19 protein-coding genes and 2 tRNA genes are annotated in these 16,788 nt (G+C 64.9%); 4 read left to right on the forward strand and 17 right to left on the reverse strand.

The window, feature by feature from the left end; translation table 11 throughout:
* On the forward strand, window positions 1–180 hold a 180-nt coding region (locus tag P8014_RS17555; RefSeq protein ID WP_337818640.1), incomplete at its 5' end, for a hypothetical protein.
* On the opposite strand, the gene P8014_RS17560 is transcribed toward P8014_RS17555, so the two are convergent.
* From P8014_RS17560 to ribE, 8 genes are all read right to left on the reverse strand, one after another.
* Window positions 104–385, reverse strand: a complete 282-nt coding sequence (locus P8014_RS17560) for a type II toxin-antitoxin system RelE/ParE family toxin (RefSeq protein ID WP_337818622.1) — start codon at window positions 383–385, stop codon at window positions 104–106. The genes P8014_RS17555 and P8014_RS17560 overlap by 77 nt on opposite strands.
* Window positions 386–499: 114 nt before the next feature.
* A tRNA-Glu gene (locus tag P8014_RS17565) sits at window positions 500–575 on the reverse strand.
* Window positions 576–606: 31 nt separating this feature from the next.
* Window positions 607–682: transfer RNA gene (locus P8014_RS17570), tRNA-Ala, on the reverse strand.
* Between the two features lie 22 nt (window positions 683–704).
* Entirely contained in the window at window positions 705–2,135 is a 1,431-nt protein-coding gene (gltX, locus tag P8014_RS17575) for a glutamate--tRNA ligase (RefSeq protein WP_337818623.1), read from the reverse strand.
* A 223-nt stretch (window positions 2,136–2,358) separates the two neighbouring features.
* Window positions 2,359–2,856, reverse strand: coding sequence for a phosphatidylglycerophosphatase A (locus P8014_RS17580; protein ID WP_337818624.1), 498 nt, complete (start codon window positions 2,854–2,856; stop codon window positions 2,359–2,361).
* On the reverse strand, window positions 2,856–3,821 hold the full coding sequence (gene thiL / locus P8014_RS17585; protein WP_337818625.1) for a thiamine-phosphate kinase: 966 nt from the start codon (window positions 3,819–3,821) through the stop codon (window positions 2,856–2,858). Before thiL ends, P8014_RS17580 begins: the two co-directional genes overlap by 1 nt.
* A gap of 34 nt (window positions 3,822–3,855) precedes the next feature.
* Complete coding sequence (gene nusB / locus P8014_RS17590) at window positions 3,856–4,320, reverse strand: transcription antitermination factor NusB (RefSeq protein WP_337818626.1); 465 nt, start codon at window positions 4,318–4,320, stop codon at window positions 3,856–3,858.
* Window positions 4,313–4,789, reverse strand: a complete 477-nt coding sequence (ribE, locus tag P8014_RS17595; protein ID WP_337818627.1) for a 6,7-dimethyl-8-ribityllumazine synthase — start codon at window positions 4,787–4,789, stop codon at window positions 4,313–4,315. Before ribE ends, nusB begins: the two co-directional genes overlap by 8 nt.
* Before the next feature lie 261 nt (window positions 4,790–5,050).
* Here ribE and mobA point away from each other — a divergent pair, with 261 nt between their 5' ends.
* The 3 genes from mobA (at window position 5,051) to P8014_RS17610 (ending at window position 7,789) form a co-directional block, all read left to right on the forward strand.
* Window positions 5,051–5,686, forward strand: coding sequence for a molybdenum cofactor guanylyltransferase MobA (mobA, locus tag P8014_RS17600; protein ID WP_337818628.1), 636 nt, complete (start codon window positions 5,051–5,053; stop codon window positions 5,684–5,686).
* 109 nt (window positions 5,687–5,795) lie between these two features.
* Window positions 5,796–6,578 (forward strand): HAD-IIB family hydrolase, encoded by a 783-nt coding sequence (locus P8014_RS17605; protein WP_337818629.1) that lies wholly within the window; start codon window positions 5,796–5,798, stop codon window positions 6,576–6,578.
* The gene (locus tag P8014_RS17610; protein WP_337818630.1) at window positions 6,575–7,789 is read left to right on the forward strand and encodes a hypothetical protein; all 1,215 of its coding nucleotides are present in this window, start codon (window positions 6,575–6,577) and stop codon (window positions 7,787–7,789) included. The genes P8014_RS17605 and P8014_RS17610 overlap by 4 nt, the downstream gene beginning before the upstream one ends.
* A 66-nt stretch (window positions 7,790–7,855) precedes the next feature.
* Here P8014_RS17610 and P8014_RS17615 read toward each other — a convergent pair whose 3' ends face one another.
* From P8014_RS17615 to P8014_RS17655, 9 genes are all read right to left on the reverse strand, one after another.
* Window positions 7,856–9,592 (reverse strand): sugar phosphorylase, encoded by a 1,737-nt coding sequence (locus P8014_RS17615; RefSeq protein WP_337818631.1) that lies wholly within the window; start codon window positions 9,590–9,592, stop codon window positions 7,856–7,858.
* Window positions 9,593–9,679: 87 nt separating this feature from the next.
* Window positions 9,680–10,003, reverse strand: a complete 324-nt coding sequence (locus P8014_RS17620; RefSeq protein WP_337818632.1) for an antibiotic biosynthesis monooxygenase — start codon at window positions 10,001–10,003, stop codon at window positions 9,680–9,682.
* A 34-nt stretch (window positions 10,004–10,037) separates the two neighbouring features.
* Window positions 10,038–11,153, reverse strand: a complete 1,116-nt coding sequence (gene ribBA, locus P8014_RS17625; protein WP_337818633.1) for a bifunctional 3,4-dihydroxy-2-butanone-4-phosphate synthase/GTP cyclohydrolase II — start codon at window positions 11,151–11,153, stop codon at window positions 10,038–10,040.
* Between the two features lie 95 nt (window positions 11,154–11,248).
* Window positions 11,249–11,911, reverse strand: coding sequence for a riboflavin synthase (locus P8014_RS17630; protein ID WP_337818634.1), 663 nt, complete (start codon window positions 11,909–11,911; stop codon window positions 11,249–11,251).
* A 116-nt stretch (window positions 11,912–12,027) separates the two neighbouring features.
* Window positions 12,028–13,176 carry a bifunctional diaminohydroxyphosphoribosylaminopyrimidine deaminase/5-amino-6-(5-phosphoribosylamino)uracil reductase RibD gene (ribD, locus tag P8014_RS17635; RefSeq protein WP_337818635.1) on the reverse strand — a complete coding sequence of 383 codons (1,149 nt, stop codon included), beginning with the start codon at window positions 13,174–13,176 and terminating at the stop codon, window positions 12,028–12,030.
* Window positions 13,166–13,690 (reverse strand): transcriptional regulator NrdR, encoded by a 525-nt coding sequence (nrdR, locus tag P8014_RS17640; RefSeq protein WP_337818636.1) that lies wholly within the window; start codon window positions 13,688–13,690, stop codon window positions 13,166–13,168. Before nrdR ends, ribD begins: the two co-directional genes overlap by 11 nt.
* 23 nt (window positions 13,691–13,713) lie before the next feature.
* The gene (gene glyA, locus P8014_RS17645; RefSeq protein ID WP_337818637.1) at window positions 13,714–14,970 is read right to left on the reverse strand and encodes a serine hydroxymethyltransferase; all 1,257 of its coding nucleotides are present in this window, start codon (window positions 14,968–14,970) and stop codon (window positions 13,714–13,716) included.
* A gap of 97 nt (window positions 14,971–15,067) precedes the next feature.
* Entirely contained in the window at window positions 15,068–15,550 is a 483-nt protein-coding gene (gene ispF, locus P8014_RS17650) for a 2-C-methyl-D-erythritol 2,4-cyclodiphosphate synthase (RefSeq protein ID WP_337818638.1), read from the reverse strand.
* Window positions 15,551–15,581: 31 nt separating this feature from the next.
* On the reverse strand, window positions 15,582–16,553 hold the full coding sequence (locus P8014_RS17655) for an integron integrase (protein ID WP_337818639.1): 972 nt from the start codon (window positions 16,551–16,553) through the stop codon (window positions 15,582–15,584).
* Window positions 16,554–16,788 lie beyond the last annotated feature (235 nt).

The raw sequence follows: 16,788 nt of genomic DNA on the forward strand, positions 1-16,788 counted from the left end.
GCCAGCGCGTTCTGGCTGATCTCCATCGGCTTTAAAAACTCTTCCAGCAGCACTTCGCCGGGGTGGATATTAGGCAGCGTCTTTTTCATGATGCCATTTCCCGCTAATGATAATCCGCAATCTCAACCTCGCCGGCATTCCCGGCGGCCCAGACAAAACACACCCGCCGCTGGGCATTGATCCGGATACTGTATTGGCCCTTGCGGTCACCCCGTAAGGATTCGAGGCGATTCGCGGGCGGTACCCGCAAGTCTTCCAGGTTTCTGGCGTTATTGAGCATGCGCAGCTTGCGCCGCGCGACTTCCTGGATCGCCCTGGGCAGGCGCCGTGACACTTCGCCGCGCCAGATCTTCTCGGTTTCCTTATCCCTGAATCCCGTAATCACGCAACGAATATAACGCGCTGCGTTATATAACGTCAAGCGTTATAGGTGACAGCGCACGGAAATCCGGTGCGCGGGTTTCGCCCGTCTGAGGAGAAAAATCTTGGGAGAAAAGAGTGGCGTCCCCAAGGGGAGTCGAACCCCTGTCGCCGCCGTGAAAGGGCGGTGTCCTAGGCCTCTAGACGATGGGGACAAGAAACCGTTGTAAAGCCCGTTACAAAACTTGGTGGAGCCAGGCGGGATCGAACCGCCGACCTCCTGCATGCCATGCAGGCGCTCTCCCAGCTGAGCTATAGCCCCGTTGCGTTGGGAAGCGCGTACTTTAATGAGCTTCCCCGGACTCGTCAACCCCCGTTTCGGATCGAATGTAATCGATCGCGCGCTGCAGCCGTTCGAGCACGCATTCGCGCCCCAGCAACTCCAGAGTGATATCGATCGGAGGCGACACCGAACCGCCGCTGCAGGCCACGCGCAGCGGCTGAGCCACCTTGCCCATCTTGAGTTCCAAACGCTCGGCGAGCGCCTCTACAAGCCCGTGAATGGCCGCTGCGGACCACTCCTCCAAATCGCTCAGGGCGCCGATCATGTCCAGCAGCACCGGCACTGCATCCGCGGTCAGGTTCTTTCTTGCGGCCTTCTCGTCGTAGCCATCAAAATCGCGATAGAAGAAGGCACTGTTCTGCGCCATTTCGACCAGCGTCTTGGCCCGTTCGCGCTGGGCTTCGACCACGCGCTCCAGAGCCGGGCCGGTACTGGGATCGAGCCCCTGCTGCCCCATATGCCAACTCAGATGCCGCGCCACGTGTTCGACCGGGCTGTTTTTCAGGTAATGCTGGTTCAGCCACAGCAGCTTCTGATGGTTGAGCGCCGAGGCCGCCTTGTTGACGTCTTCGATCGCGAAATACTCGATCATTTCGTCCAGGGTGAAGATTTCCTGATCGCCGTGCGACCAGCCCAAGCGCACCAAGTAGTTCAATACGGCCTCGGGCAGCAGCCCCATGTCGCGGTACTCGATCACGCTGGCCGCCCCCTGGCGTTTGGACAGCTTCTTGCCGTCCTCACCCAGAATCATGGCCACATGCGCGTACTTCGGCGTCGGCGCACCCAGCGCCCGCAGGATGTTGATCTGCCGCGGCGTGTTGTTGATGTGATCGTCGCCGCGCACGACATGGGTGATGCCCATGTCCATGTCGTCGACCACCACCGTCAGATTGTAGGTCGGCGTGCCGTCCGAACGGGCGATGATCAGATCGTCGAGTTCCGCGTTGTCGAACACGATAGGGCCGTGAATGAGGTCATCCACGACCACCTGTCCCTCGGTCGGGTTGCGGAACCGCACCACCGGCTCGACGCCCTTCGGCACATCGGTACGCACACGGCAGCGGCCGTCGTAGCGCGGCTTTTCGCCTCGCGCGCGCTGCTGCTCGCGCATCGACTCGAGTTCTTCCTTACTGCAGTAGCAGTGATAGGCATGCCCCGCATCCAGCAACTGCCGAACGATTTCGCGGTAGCGATCGAAACGATGCGTCTGGTAGAAAGGTCCCTCGTCGTAGTCCAGCCCCAGCCACGTCATACCTTCGAGAATGGCGTTGACCGACTCCTGCGTGGAGCGCTCCAGGTCCGTATCCTCCACCCGCAACACGAAGGCGCCGCCGTGGCGCCGGGCATACAGCCAGGAGAAAAGCGCGGTGCGCGCACCGCCGATGTGCAGATAGCCGGTCGGGCTCGGGGCGAAACGGGTACGTACGGTCATGGTCAGATACAACTTAGGTTGGTTTTCGGGAAAAGTGCGATTTTAACAGGCTATTGTTGGCGCTCGGGTGAGTGCATTCGCGGCAGCCTCGCAGCAAGCAGGTACGAGGAGCCGCCTGCCAAAAAGCGCAGCTTGCAGGGTGTAATGAGCACAAGAGCCCGATTCTGACGCGCTATCGCGTCGCATGAGTAGAATTTCAACAGCCTGTCAGCACCGCCCACTGTCAGGCGAACCGGGGCAGATAGTGCAGGGCCAGCTGCATGACGATCAGGGCATAGATTCCGGCGAACACGTCGTCCAGCATGATCCCCACGCCGCCGTGCAGGCGGCGGTCGGCCCAGTTCGCCGGCCAGGGCTTGAGCACGTCGAAAATGCGGAACAGCACGAATCCGGCCAATACCCACGGCCAGGCCAGTGGCGCGCCGATCATGGTGATCAGATAACCGGCGATCTCGTCCCACACGATGCCGCGGTGATCGTGCACGCCGAGCAATTCGGAGGAGCGTCCGCAAATCCAGAATCCGGCGAGCGTCACCACCACCGTCGCCGCCAGATACGCCCATAGCGGCAGGAAGCTGAAGGCCGCGAACAGCGGAATCGCCGCCAGCGTCCCCGTCGTACCCGGCGCCACCGGCGACAGCCCGGAACCGAATCCGAAGGCCAGAAAGTGGGCCGGATTGCCGAACACCACCTTGGCCGGCGGTTGCTTGAAGGGACGCATCAATCGCTCTCCTGAAAGTGATCGTAGCCGCTTGACGCCGGCGGCGCGTAAGGATGCCCCTCGGCATCCACCAGGCGCAGCCCCGCCTCGGCTTCGACACGGCCGATGACCGTGCAACGCAGCCCCTGCGCCTGCACACGCGCCAAGGCCTCCTGCTCGTGCTCGGGAGCGGCGGTGAACAACAATTCATAGTCGTCGCCGGAACTCAACGCCAGTTCGCGGGCATCGGGCTGCGCCCGCAGCGCTTCAGACAACGGCAGGGAATCGACGTCGATGCTCGCCCCCACGCCGCTGGCCTGCAACACATGACCGAGATCTGCGGCCAGACCGTCGGAGACGTCTATCGCCGCCGCCGCGATGCCGCGCAATGCCAGCCCTGCCCCGACGCGTGGCGTCGGCCGATCCAGACGCGCAGCCAACTCCCACCCGATTCCCTCGTCGAGCGTACGGCGCCCCTGCACCCAGGCCAATCCCAATCCGGCGTCACCCAGCGTACCGGTCACGCAGATCGCATCGCCGGGCTTGGCGCCGTCGCGCCGCAAGGCGAATCCAGCCGGCACGAAGCCCATGGCCTGCACCGTCACCGACAAGGGTCCGCGCGTGGTGTCACCGCCGACCAGGCTGACCCCGTTGCTCTCTGCCAATTCCAGGAAACCGCGCGCGAAGCCGCCGAGCCAATCCTCGTCCGCCTGCGGCAGGGTCAGCGCCAGCGTGACCCAGGCCGGATCGGCGCCCATCGCCGCAAGATCACTCAGATTCACCGCCAGCGCCTTGTGTCCGACGGAAAACGCGTCGGTCTCCAGCGGAAAATGCACGCCGGCAACCAGGGTGTCGACCGTGACGACCAGACGCTGGCCGTCCGGCACTCTCAATAGCGCCGCGTCATCACCAATGCCCAGCTCGACGTCGGCGCGCCGGGCGGAAGGTTTGAACCAGCGGTCTATCAGATCGAATTCGGAATGCACGGCGAAAGCGCTCGAATGATCGCGCGACGGGCCGTCAGCGGGCGGCGTTGATCTCCGCCTCGCGTAGACTGCGCACGGCCTTGTCCAGCACGCCGTTGACGAAGCGGTGACCCTGCTCGGCGCCGAATACCTTGGCCAGATCGACAGCCTCGTTGATGACGACGCGATAGGGTACGTCCAGGCACTGCATCAGCTCGTAGGTCGCCAGGCGCAGAACGGCGCGCTCGACCGGATCGACACGATCCATCGGCCGATCGAGGAAGGGCTCGACGGCGGCATCCAGCCGCGCCAGTTCCTCGGGCACGCCGAGCGTAAGCTCCCTGAAATAGTCCAGATCGGCACCCTTGAGGGGGCGCTCCTCGCGGAACTGGGCGAGGATGTCCTTCGGACTGTCCCCCGTCAGTTGCCACTGATACAAGGCCTGCAGGGCCACGCGGCGCGCCGCGTGACGGGCCTGCGACAGGCGCCGCGCAGAATCCTGCTCCATCGACTCAGCCATTCAGGCGCTTCAACAGGCTGACCATTTCCAGCGCGGTCATGCCGGCATCCCAGCCCTTGTTGCCGGCCTTGGTGCCGGCGCGCTCGATGGCCTGCTCGATCGTATCCGTGGTCAGCACGCCGTTGATGACGGGCAGCCCGCTGGCCAGCGCCACGCTGGACAGGCCCTTGGCGCTCTCGGCGGCCACATAGTCGAAATGGGGCGTCGCACCGCGAATCACCGCGCCCAGCGCGATGACGGCATCGTAGCGCTCGCGCCGTGCCATCGCCTGCACCGTCAGCGGCAGCTCGAAGGCACCGGGCACGCGCACCACCTCGATCTCGGCCTCGGCCACACCATGGCGCTTCAGAGCGTCCAGCGCGCCTTCCAGCAAGCGCTCGACGATGAAACCGTTGAAGCGCGCCAGCGCAATGCCAAACCGCGCCTTGCCGACAGCATAATCGCCCTCGAAAACCTTTACTTGCGACATATCCCTTCTCGCTTGAATACCGCCTTCACCGGAAGGCGCGCATGATACCACAGTGACCGTTCGCAACCCGCGTCAAACCTCGGCAGGAAACGCGTTTTTACGGAACGTTCGACATATGAAAAAGCGCTTGCCTAGCGCGTACGAGACATCGACGAACCTCAGTGCCGCAACCGCAAGATGGAACCACGGACGTTTCTCAATGGTCTTGATTGCAGACGCGCCGCCGCCTACCGTTATCCTATGCCGCATGGAGGCTTCCTGGTGAGCACACTTTCCGACGATGAACGCGACAGCATCACGGCGGTCATCCTGGCCGGCGGAGAAGGCCGGCGCATGGGTGGAGAAGACAAGGGACTGGTACACATTGCCGGGCGCAGCATGGTGGAACATGTGCTGGCCCGCATCGCCCCGCAGGTCGGCCGGGTCATCATCAATGCCAACCGCAATCGCAGCAGCTATGCCCGCCTGGGCCACCCGGTATTCAGCGACGAACTGAACGATTTCCAGGGGCCGCTGGCCGGCGTCGCCACCGCGCTGGCACAGATCGACACCCCTCTGCTGCTGACGCTGCCCTGCGACAGCCCCGCTCCGCCCGCGGATCTCGCGCAGCGGCTCTACCACGCACTGCAGGAGCAGCAGGCCGACGCCGCCGTGGCCCACGACGGCCAGCGCATGCACCCGGTATTCGCCCTGCTGCGGCGCGAACTGCTGGCGTCGCTCAGCGACTACCTGCTCGCTGGCGACCGCAAGATGGAACTCTGGCTCGCGCGCAACCGCTGCATTGCAGTGGACTTCTCGGACGAAGCCGAGGCCTTTGCCAACGTCAACTCTCCCGAGGATCACGCGGAACAGGAAAAACGCCTGCTCGCCACTGCAGCTCACTCGCAACCCTGCTAACACACCAATAAAGTGCGCAACGCACCAAAACGATGCACCCAGGAAGCGTTGGACACAGCATCGCCCCCGCCTCACCACGGCAGGCACCAAAGTTGCAGGTAACCGCGCCATGAGCGTGCAAGCCCCCAGCAACACGGTGATCTTCACCGACCTCGACCACACCCTGCTCGACGCGAGAGGACCCGGGCCCGCCGGCGCCGCCGTGGCCCGCGTACGGGCGCGCGGCATCGCCGTCGTGCCGGCGACCAGCAAGACTGCGGCCGAAACGATCGCGCTGCTGCGCGGCTGGGGCGTACATGGCCCCGCCGTGGTCGAAAATGGTGCGGCACTCTGCCTGCCGACCCGGCCGGGCTGCTGGCGCGTACGCCGGCTGACGGCGCAAAGCTACGCGCAGGTGCGCTTCGCCGTACGCCAGCTACGTCGTGAATTCGAACTCGACATGCCGGGCTTCGGCGACTGGAGCCTGGCCGAACTGATGCGCCGCACCGACCTCACACCGCCGCAGGCGCTTGCTGCGCGGATGCGCCTGGCCAGCGAGCCCCTGAGCTGGCGTGGCGAACCACCACCGGCCTTCATGAGCGCTCTGCATCAGGCCGGGCTTACCGGCATCGGCGGCGGACGCTTCTTCACCGTGCTTCCGCACGGTGCCGACAAGGCGGACGGCGCCCATGCGCTGCTGCGCCATTGGCGTCCATCCACATCCAGTCGCCGACCACGCGTCGTCGCCCTCGGCGACGCGCCCAACGACCGCAAATTGCTCGCATTCGCGGACCTCGCCGCCTGCCTGCCCGGCCCGCGGCCGATCGGCGACGACGTCGACTGCCTGCGCACCTCACGAGCCGGCCCGGAAGGCTGGCTCGAAGCCCTTCATCAGCTAGGAGTCATCGGATGAGCGACTTCCACCAGAACGGCCCCATCGCTACGCTGCACAACCTCGGCACCCGATCGCTGGAATCACTGGAGGCGGAACTCACCCGCATCGCCCGCCGCCGACCGCTGGCGCTGATCATTCCCTCGCTGTATTCCGAACTCCAGGGCCCCGCCCTGGGCCCCATGCTCGAAGTCATCGCCGGCATCCCCTATCTCTCGACCGTCATCATCGGCCTGGATCAGGCCGATCGCGACGAGTACCTGCATGCCCGCGAGTTCTTTTCGCGCCTGCCGCAGACCGTACATCTGCTGTGGCACGACGGCCCGCGCCTGCGCGAGGTCGACGAGCGCCTGGCCTCCGCCGGACTCTCCCCCGGCCAACCCGGCAAGGGGCGCAACGTCTGGTACTGCCTGGGCTTCGCCACCACTTGCGGCATGGCCGAGGTGGTGGCGGTGCACGACGCCGACATCCTCACCTACGACCGCGCCCTGCCCGCCAAGCTGCTCTATCCGGTCGCCGCCGACGTGGGCTTCCGCTTCTGCAAGGGTTATTACGCACGCACCGACGGCGAGCGCCTCGGCGGCCGCGTGTCGCGCCTGTTCCTGACGCCGCTGCTGCGCGCGCTCAAGCGCGTGCTCGGCCCGCTCGACTATCTGGAGTTTCTGGACGCCTTCCGCTATCCGCTGTCCGGCGAATTCGCAGTCGATGCCAGCGACATCTCCCAGCTACGGATTCCGGCCAACTGGGGCTTGGAGATCGGCCTGCTGTCCGAGGTCTACCGCAACCTCAACGCCAAGCAGGTCTGTCAGGTCGACATCGCAGAGCGCTACGACCACAAGCACCAGGCGCTCTCGCCCGAAGACGCCTCACAAGGCCTGGCACGCATGAGCCGCGAGATCGCGCTGTCGATCTACCGCAAGCTGGCCACCGAGGGCGTGACCCTAACGCCCGAGATGTTCCGTGCGCTGAAGGCCTCCTACCTGCGCGGCGCCCTGGACATGATTCAGCACTACCAATCGGACGCACGCCTCAACGGCCTCGGATTCAGTTTCCACGACGAGGAAGTCGCGGTCGAAACATTTTCGCGCGCGGTCATCGAAGCCGGCGAAGCCTATCTCGCCACCCCCTTCGAGCCAGCCTACATCTCCAACTGGAGCCGCGTGGTCAGCGCTCTGCCGGACATCCCGGAAGCGCTCTGCGAAGCGGTGGCGCGCGACGCCGCGGAAGCCTGAACGGCGGTGCGACGCGTCGGAAGCCGCGGTTCCAGGGAAGATATCAGCCCCTCTCCGCCGTCGGCATCAAACCCCAACGCCAGCCGGCAACCAAACGGCGGCGTAGGGCTCGAGTTCCAGTTCGGCTCCCAGACGCAGCGCCGCGCGCGAACCCAGCAGATCCTCGGCGTCATTCAGGTCGGACGGCAGAGCATCGAGCGCAATCCGCCGACGCTCGCCGGTGAAGTTGAACAGACACAGCACACGCCGGCCGTCGGCGGCGGTACGCAGCACACCCAGCAGTTCGACGCCCAAATCCAGCACCGACTGCGCCGCCTGCGGATCGAAGGCCGCTTGCCCGGCGCGCAGGCGCAGGCGCCGCGTAAGTTCGCGAAGGCAGCGCGAATGTACCGTCTCCGGCTGTCCCAGTAGGTGATTCAGCTCGCCCCAGTCCCAGCGCCGGCGATTGATCGCACGCAGTTGGCCGGTCTGCTCGACACCGTGCATGTCGTTCGGCGTGCCCAGCAGGGAGTGGATGTACAGTGCCGGCAGCCCTCGCAGACTCAGCGCCAGGGTCTGCGTAAGCAGAAAGCGGGCCAGTTGCATGTCCTCGCCGTCGTCGCCGGCCAGTGCGCTGAGATAGCTGATGTTCAGTTCATAGGGCGATTCGCGGCCGTCCGGCATGCGCCGGGGCGACACGAAACCGCCGCGCGTACGCATGTCGGCCAGCATGGCGTCGCGTTCGGCCTCGTCGATCAGCCCCTCGAGCGGACGCAGGCCGACGCCGTCGTGCGACGCGGTAAAGTTGAGATAGGCGGTGCCGGACGGCGGCTCCGGCAACTCGGCGAGCCAGGTCTGCAACACGCCGGTCTCGCCGCGCCACAACGCGTGCAGCAGCAGTGGCGGCAGGCTGAACTGGTAGACCAGATGCGCCTCGTCGCCCTGCCCCAGATAGCTCAGGTTTTCCGCGCTGGGCACGTTGGTCTCGGTCAGCAGCAGCGTGCCCGGCTCGGCGGTGTCCACCAGCGCGCGCAGAATGCGCACCACCGCGTGCACCTCCGGCAGGCTCGTGCAGGGCGTGCCCAGCGTTTTCCAGACGTAGGCCACCGCATCCAGGCGCAGCAGGCGGGCACCCTGGCGCATGTACAACAGCAGAATCTCGGCGAAAGCCAGCAGCACTTCGGGGTTGCGGAAATTCAGGTCGACCTGGTCCGGGCTGAAGGTCGTCCAGATCCAGCGCCGCCCGCGCCCGCTGACGTCCACCGGCGTCAGCAGCGGCGTACTGCGCGGCCGCGTAACCAATCCCAGCGCCGGTTCGTGCGGATCGGCCTCGATGAACCAGTCCTTCGCGTTCGGCCGACCGGCGAGAAAGTCATGGAACCAGTGATGGCTGCGCGAACAATGGTTCAGGACCAGATCCAGGGCCAGGCCGTAGTGCTCCGCCAGCGCTCGCACGTTGCTCCAGTCGCCCAGTTCGGGATTCACCGTGCGGTAGTCGACCACGGAAAAGCCGTCATCGGAGCTGTACGGAAATATCGGCAACAGGTGGACGATGCTCACCGCATCGCCGACATGCTCGCCGAGGAAACGCCCCAAGGTGTCCAGCGGCGCCTCGCCGGCGGCGGACAGGGTATTGCCGTAGGTGATCAGCACCGCATCGCGCTCGCTCAACGCCTCGAGCGGCGGCTTGTCGGCATCGCGCTGCAATGCGTGTTCGGTAAGCAGTCCGTCGAGGCGGACGCGCAAGGCCGACGCCTGTTCCTCGCCGAACAGTAAGGCGAGATCGACTTCGACGTGACCGGCCCGCACGCTGTCCAGTTTCATTGTCCAGTCCTTGTTCCGTTGCCATCCCACGCAGCACTATGCACGGGACGTGCCGGGGCTGAGCGGGCCCCACAGCCAGGGCCTGTTTCAGCCGAAATCGTAGGCCCGCTCCACCCTGGCGACGCGAACGCTGTAACGCTCGTACCAGCGCTCGCGGCCAAGGCGTTGCGCCTCGACATGTTCCAGGTCCGCCTTCCACTCGCGGATCGCTTCGAGGTCGCTCCAATACGACAGCGTGATGCCCTGCGCGCCTTCGCGCACGGATTCGATGCCGAGGAACCCCCGCCGCCCGGCGGCCAGCTCTTCCATGCGCTGCGCCGTCCGCGCATAGCCGTCGTCAATCTCGCTGCGAAGGGACGTGAAAATCACCACGTAGTACGGCGCCGGTGGCGTGGAGGCCGGCCAAGTCATGACTTATCCCCTGCGGTTTCGCGAAGTTATCGGCTCAATCGTGCACATACTCCACCACTTCGAGACCGAAGCCGCCGAGACCATGCATTCGCTTGGGCGCACTGAGCAGACGCATGCGACGCACGCCGAGATCACGCAGGATCTGCGCGCCGATGCCGTGCGTGCGCAGGTCCTGCGGGCGTTCCTCCGCCTCGTCCGCATCCTGACTGTCCTCCGCCGCCTGCAGGGCCAGACCGCGGATACGGCGCACCAGCGCCTGCGGATCCTCCTCGCCCGCCAGCACCACCACCACGCCGCCTTCCTCGCCCACGCGCTGCAGCGCATTGCGCAGCGGCCAGCCGAAGGGGGCGGAAACGAAGGGCACGCGATCGGCCAGCTCGTCCGTGACGTGCACGCGCACCAGCGTGGGGCGCTCGGGATCGATTTCGCCGCGGCTCAGCGCAAGATGCACGTTGCGGTCGCCGAGCTGGCGGTAGGCGCGCAGGCGGAACTCGCCGAATTCGGTCTGCACCTCGGTCTCGGCCACGCACTCGATGGTGCATTCGTTGACCAGTCGATAGCGGATCAGGTCCTCAATGGTACCGATCCTCAGATCGTGCTCGGCGGCAATGATTTCGAGGTCGGGGCGGCGCGCCATGCTGCCGTCCTCGTTGAGCACTTCGACGATGACCGCCGCCGGCTCGAAGCCGGCGAGCCGCGCCAGGTCGACGCCGGCCTCGGTATGCCCGGCGCGGGTGAGCACACCGCCCGGCTGCGCCATCAGCGGAAAGATATGCCCCGGCTGCACGATGTCGGACGGCCCCGCATCCGGCGCCACAGCGCTGCGCACGGTATGCGCGCGGTCGTAGGCCGAGATGCCGGTGGTCACGCCCTCGGCCGCCTCGATGGAAATGGTGAAGTTGGTGCCGTGCTGGTCGCCGGTCGTCTCCACCATCAGCGGCAACTTCAGCTGACGGCAGCGCTCGCGCGTCATGGGCAGGCAGATCAGGCCGCGACCGTAGCGCGCCATGAAGTTGATGTCCTCGGGACGCACCAGCGAGGCGACCATCAGCAGATCGCCTTCGTTCTCGCGATCCTCATCGTCCATGATGATGACCATTTTGCCCTGGCGCAGGTCCTCCAGGATTTCCTCGATACTGTTGAGAGCCATAACTTTCTCTATAGGGGGAATGCCTTCGGAGGCGATGGAATTCAGCTCGGGGCGATCGATCGGCTGCCCTCCCGCATCCCAGGGCCTTTTCAATCTCAGTCCTGCAAGAACCCCTGGCGCGCCAACAGTTCGTGCGTAATGCCTCCGCCGTCCGTCTTGGCCGCCTCGTCGCCGAGCAGCAAGCGCTCGAGGTAACGGGCGATGACGTCGACCTCCAGGTTGACCTTCTGTCCGACACGCGCGGCATGCAGCGTGGTCTCCTGCAGCGTGTGCGGCACGATGTTCACGTCGAACTGCGCGCCGTGTACGCCGTTGACCGTCAGGCTGATGCCGTCGATGCAGATCGAACCCTTCTCCGCTATGTAGCGCGCCAGACGCTCGGGGGCACGGACCGCGAAGTACACCGAGCGGCCATCGGCGCGGCGCTCGACGATCTCGCCGACGCCGTCGACGTGGCCGCTCACCAGATGCCCTCCCAGACGCGTGGTCGGCTGCAGCGCCAACTCCAGGTTCACTTCGGAGCCCGGTTTCAGGCCGCCCAGCGTGGTGCGCGCCAGCGTCTCTCCGGATACGTCGGCGGCGAAGCGTGCGCCGTCGTACTCGATGGCCGTCAGACAAACGCCGTTCACCGCGATGCTGTCGCCCAGCGCAGCTTCATGCAGATCCAGCGAGCCGGTCTCGACGAACAGTCGACTGTCGGCCCCTTGTGGCTCGATGCGCCCGATCTTTCCGACCGCCTGAATGATGCCTGTGAACATGACCTACTCCCTATCAACCCATGTCGATACTGCGTAGGTTGGGGTGAGGGACTCCCCCCAACGATGCATTGAATACCCGGTGACCCAATGTTGGGGTTCGCTGCGCTCGCCCCAACCTACTGCGCCGGATTCCTCTCGAATCCCGCCAGAATTCGCCAGTCCCGCCCTATTCGTCTGATTTCGCGCACGTCCAGCTCCACCCGCTCGCTCAGGCACTCCAGCCCCGGCAGGGCGAACACCCCCCGGCCGGTGTCGCCCAGCAAGCTTGGCGCAACGTACAACAGAAGCTCGTCGGCCAGTCCGGCGGCGATCAGCGCACCCGACAGCTGTGCGCCGGCCTCGACATGCACCTCATTGATCTCGCGTGCGGCCAGTTCGCGCAGCACGGCTTCCAGATCCAGTCCGCAGCCATCCGTCGCCACTGCGCAGACCTCGGCACCACTGGCCTCCAGGGCGCCACGGCGCGCGGCTCCCGCCGGACCGGCAAACAGCAGCACACCACCCGGAAGATCCAGAAGACGCGCCGTTGGCGGCGTGCGCAACTGCCTATCCAGCACCACACGCAAGGGCTGGCGTACCTCACCGTCGATATCCAGCGCAGCGGCATCGAGACGCACGTTGAGCGACGGATCATCGGCCAGCACCGTACCGCTGCCGGTCAGAACGGCGTCGGCCTGCGCACGCCAGCACTGCACGTCGGCGCGCGCCTCGGCGCCGGTGATCCACTGGCTTTCACCCGAGGCCATGGCGGTGCGTCCGTCCAGACTCGTCGCACTCTTGATGCGCACCCATGGGCGGCCACGCTCCATGCGACTGATGAAACCGGGATTGAGCGCCCTGGCCTCGGCCTGCATCAGACCGCCGACCGTCTCCACGCCAGCGGCGGCCAGACGAGCCAGTCCCTGTCCGGCCACACGCGGGTTGGGATCGCGCATCGCCGCGACCACGCGTGTCACGCCGGCCTTGAGCAGCGCATCGCTGCACGGCGGCGTACGCCCGTGATGACTGCAGGGTTCCAGGGTAACGTAGGCGGTGGCGCCGCGGGCGCGTTCGCCGGCTGAGCGCAGGGCGTTGACCTCGGCGTGCGGCTCGCCGGTACGCTCGTGCCAACCCTCGCCGACGACTTCCCCGTCACGCACCAGCACGCAACCGACGCGGGGATTGGGGTGTGTGGTGTAAAGGCCGCGGCGGGCGAGCCGCAGCGCGCGCGCCATATGGGCGGAGTCGGTCGCGGAGAACCGCGAAGCGGACGACTCAGTCGTCATCGACGTTGCCGTCCTCGCCGCCCTCCAGCAGCCCGAGCTGGGACTTGCGTGCCTCCGGCGAAGGCTCGCACTCCAAACGATCGATCACCTCCCTGAAGGCGGTGACGTCCTCGAAGCTCATGTACACGGAGGCGAAGCGAATGTAGGCAACCTCGTCCAGCGCGAGCAGCTCCTCCATCACCCAGTCGCCGAGGCGGCTGGCCTCGACCTCGCGCTCACCCAAGGCGAGCACGTGGCGCTTGATCCGGCTGAGCGCCTCCTCGACCTTCTCGGTCGGCACCGTGCGTTTTTCCAACGCAAACAGCATGCCACGGCGCAGCTTGTCCTCGTTGAAGGGCTCGCGGGCGCCGCTGCGCTTGATCACGCGCGGCAGCGACAGCTCGGCGGTTTCGTACGTCGTGAAGCGCTCGCCGCAAGCAGCACACTCGCGCCGCCTGCGCACCTGATCGCCCTCGCCGGCCAGACGCGAGTCGATGACTCGCGTGTCCGGATGCTGGCAGAAGGGGCAGCGCATCGGTTCTCAGCGCTCGCCGCCGCTCACTTCCCGTACACGGGGAAGCGGCGGCACAGGTCCATGGCCTTGGTCTTGACCTGCTCGACCACGGATTCGTCGCCCAGGTTGTCGAGCACGTCGCACATCCAGCCTGCCAACTCGGTACATTCGGCTGCACCGAAGCCGCGTGTGGTGGAAGCCGGCGTGCCGATGCGCAGGCCACTGGTGATGAAGGGCTTCTGCGGATCGTTGGGCACGGCATTCTTGTTGGTGGTGATATGCGCCCGCTCCAACGCCTCCTCGGCATCCTTGCCGGTCAGGCCCTTGGCGATCAGGCTGACCAGGATCAGATGATTGTCTGTACCGCCGGAGACGACGTCGTAGCCGCGCTCGATGAACACCTTGGCCATGGCGCGTGCGTTAACGATCACCTGCTGCTGATACTCCTTGAAGCCAGGCTCCAACGCCTCTTTGAAGGCCACCGCCTTAGCCGCGATGACGTGCATCAGCGGACCGCCCTGGGTGCCCGGGAAGACCAACGAGTTCAGCTTCTTCTCGATCTCGGGGTTGGCCTTGGCCAGGATGATGCCGCCGCGCGGGCCGCGCAGGGTCTTGTGCGTGGTCGAGGTAGTCACGTCGGCGATGGCCACCGGGCTCGGGTACTCGCCCACCGCGACCAGGCCAGCCACATGCGCCATATCGACCATCAGATAGGCTCCCACCTCGTCGGCGATGTCGCGGAAACGCTGCCAGTTGACGATGCGCGAGTAGGCCGAGAAGCCGGCGACGATCATTTTCGGGCGATGCTCCAGCGCCAGGGTACGTACCTGCTCGTAGTCGATCTCGCCGTTCTCCGCATCGATGCCGTACTGGGCGGCGTCGTAGATGCGGCCGGAGAAGTTCACCTTGGCACCGTGAGTCAAATGCCCGCCGTGCGCCAGGCTCATGCCCAGCACCTTGTCGCCGGGATTGAGCAGCGCCATGTAGACGGCGGCATTGGCCTGAGAACCGGAGTGCGGCTGCACGTTGGCGTAGTCGGCGCCGAACAGCTGCTTGGCGCGATCGATGGCCAGGCGCTCGGCGACGTCGACGAATTCGCAACCGCCGTAGTAGCGCTTGCCGGGATAGCCCTCGGCGTACTTGTTGGTGAGCACCGAACCCTGGGCTTCGAGCACGCGCGGGCTGGCGTAGTTTTCCGAGGCGATCAGCTCGACGTATTCCTCCTGACGCCGCGCCTCGCCCTCGATGGCGCCCCACAACTCGGGATCGTAATCGGAAATGCTCATGTGGATGGAGAACATCGGCAGCCCCTTGAAAGCCAACTCGGAAAAGCGCAGAAGTATACGCTTTCCGGGCCTGCCGGGACACGCCCCGGCAGCCGACGCGCCGCAGCCGGGCTCAGGCGCGCTCGATCAGCACCACCGCGTGCGCGGCCACGCCCTCTTCGCGGCCCGCAAAGCCCAGCCGCTCCGTCGTGGTCGCCTTCACGTTCACCCGCGACACATCCACCGCCAGATCGGCCGCCAGATGCTCGCGCATCGACTCCACATGCGGCGCCAGCCTGGGGGCCTGCGCAATCACCGTGCAGTCCACGTTGCCGACCAGCCAGCCGCCCTCCTCCAGCAGTTGGCGTACCTCGCGCAGCAGCGCCCGGCTGTCCGCACCCGCGTAGCGCGGATCCGTGTCCGGGAAATGCCTGCCGATATCGCCCAGCGCGGCGGCGCCCAACAGCGCGTCGCACAGCGCATGGATCAGCACGTCGCCATCCGAATGCGCCTTGAACGCCCGGTCGTGCGGCACGCGCACACCGCCCAGCATTAAGTGGTCGCCTTCCTGGAAGGCATGTACGTCATAGCCGTGGCCGATGCGGATGTCGGTCATTTTCATCTGCTCCAGAGTCGATTTATCCGGTCTACATATCCAAAGGACTGACCACGCCACGCCCGCCTTTGTTCACCACATGCGTATATATCATCGTCGTGGCCACATCCTTATGGCCGAGCAATTCCTGGATGGTACGAATATCCTGACCGCGCTCGAGCAGATGCGTAGCGAAGGAATGGCGCAAGGTATGCGGCGTCGCGGGCTTGACGATACCCGCAGCCTGAACGGCCTTTTTCATCGCACGCTGCAGCAGCTTCTCGTCGATGTGGTGTCGCCTCTCGACGCCGCTGCGCGGATCCACCGAATAACTGCCTGCAGGGAAAACATACTGCCATCCCCACTCCGCCGGAGCGTTCGGATATTTTTCCGCCAATGCATACGGCAGATAGACCGAAGCCTTGCCCGCGCGAAGATCGTCCTCGAACAAGGCCCGTCGCTTCTGCAGATGCTCCTGCAACGCAGGAACGACCGACGCCGGCAGCATCGTGACCCGGTCTTTCGCGCCTTTCCCGTCGCGAATCATGATCTCACTACGAGCGAAATCCACGTCATGCACGCGCAAACGCACGCATTCCATCAGGCGCATGCCCGTCCCGTACAACAAAGAGGCCAGCAAACCGTAGACGCCGGACATCCGCGCGAGGATCGCCTGAACCTCATCGCGAGTCAGCACCACGGGCAAGCGCTGCGGGCGCTTTGCACGGGTCACGCCCTCAAGCCAAGGTAGATCCATGTTCAACACATCCCGATACAGGAACAGCAAAGCCGACAACGCCTGATTCTGCGTGGATGCGGCCACATTTCGCTGAACCGCCAAATGCGTTAGGAACGCCTCAACCTCGGGCGCCCCCATCTCGCGAGGATGCTTCTTTCCGTGGAACAGGATAAAACGCCTAATCCATTGAAGATATTGAGTTTCGGTGCGGATGCTGTAATGTTTGGTGCGAAGCAGATCACGCACTTGGTCGAGAAGTTTAGGCGGAGGTGTATTTTCAGCCATACAACAAGCCCTCTATTTCGAATTGATTATATAAAAACAGATAGATAGCTAATGGCAAAAGCTGTTATACACCTAGGATCAACCGAAATATACACCTTCACAGGTGTATATTGTTAGTTGGCCGAGATAGAAGGCTCCGCCGGATTCAGAGATCATTTAGACTTCAGATTCATTTAGTTAGGCTAGAAAAACCGCACAAAATATGATAGAAGTGAAGCGCGAATTAAGCGCGGTG

It is taken from the genome of Acidihalobacter sp. (assembly GCF_037381185.1).
Taxonomy (GTDB): domain Bacteria; phylum Pseudomonadota; class Gammaproteobacteria; order DSM-5130; family Acidihalobacteraceae; genus Acidihalobacter_A.

Bases quoted from the DNA above. Each gene is read 5' to 3' on its own strand.
- P8014_RS17630 (WP_337818634.1), bottom strand. From the start codon at position 11,911: ATGTTCACAGGCATCATTCAGGCGGTCGGAAAGATCGGGCGCATCGAG.
- ispF (WP_337818638.1), bottom strand. From the start codon at position 15,550: ATGACCGACATCCGCATCGGCCACGGCTATGACGTACATGCCTTCCAG.
- ribBA (WP_337818633.1), bottom strand. From the start codon at position 11,153: ATGGCTCTCAACAGTATCGAGGAAATCCTGGAGGACCTGCGCCAGGGC.
- ribE (WP_337818627.1), bottom strand. From the start codon at position 4,789: ATGTCGCAAGTAAAGGTTTTCGAGGGCGATTATGCTGTCGGCAAGGCG.
- P8014_RS17605 (WP_337818629.1), top strand. From the start codon at position 5,796: ATGAGCGTGCAAGCCCCCAGCAACACGGTGATCTTCACCGACCTCGAC.
- nrdR (WP_337818636.1), bottom strand. From the start codon at position 13,690: ATGCGCTGCCCCTTCTGCCAGCATCCGGACACGCGAGTCATCGACTCG.
- P8014_RS17580 (WP_337818624.1), bottom strand. From the start codon at position 2,856: ATGCGTCCCTTCAAGCAACCGCCGGCCAAGGTGGTGTTCGGCAATCCG.
- P8014_RS17615 (WP_337818631.1), bottom strand. From the start codon at position 9,592: ATGAAACTGGACAGCGTGCGGGCCGGTCACGTCGAAGTCGATCTCGCC.
- ribD (WP_337818635.1), bottom strand. From the start codon at position 13,176: ATGACGACTGAGTCGTCCGCTTCGCGGTTCTCCGCGACCGACTCCGCC.
- P8014_RS17620 (WP_337818632.1), bottom strand. From the start codon at position 10,003: ATGACTTGGCCGGCCTCCACGCCACCGGCGCCGTACTACGTGGTGATT.
- glyA (WP_337818637.1), bottom strand. From the start codon at position 14,970: ATGTTCTCCATCCACATGAGCATTTCCGATTACGATCCCGAGTTGTGG.
- P8014_RS17610 (WP_337818630.1), top strand. From the start codon at position 6,575: ATGAGCGACTTCCACCAGAACGGCCCCATCGCTACGCTGCACAACCTC.
- gltX (WP_337818623.1), bottom strand. From the start codon at position 2,135: ATGACCGTACGTACCCGTTTCGCCCCGAGCCCGACCGGCTATCTGCAC.
- nusB (WP_337818626.1), bottom strand. From the start codon at position 4,320: ATGGCTGAGTCGATGGAGCAGGATTCTGCGCGGCGCCTGTCGCAGGCC.
- P8014_RS17655 (WP_337818639.1), bottom strand. From the start codon at position 16,553: ATGGCTGAAAATACACCTCCGCCTAAACTTCTCGACCAAGTGCGTGAT.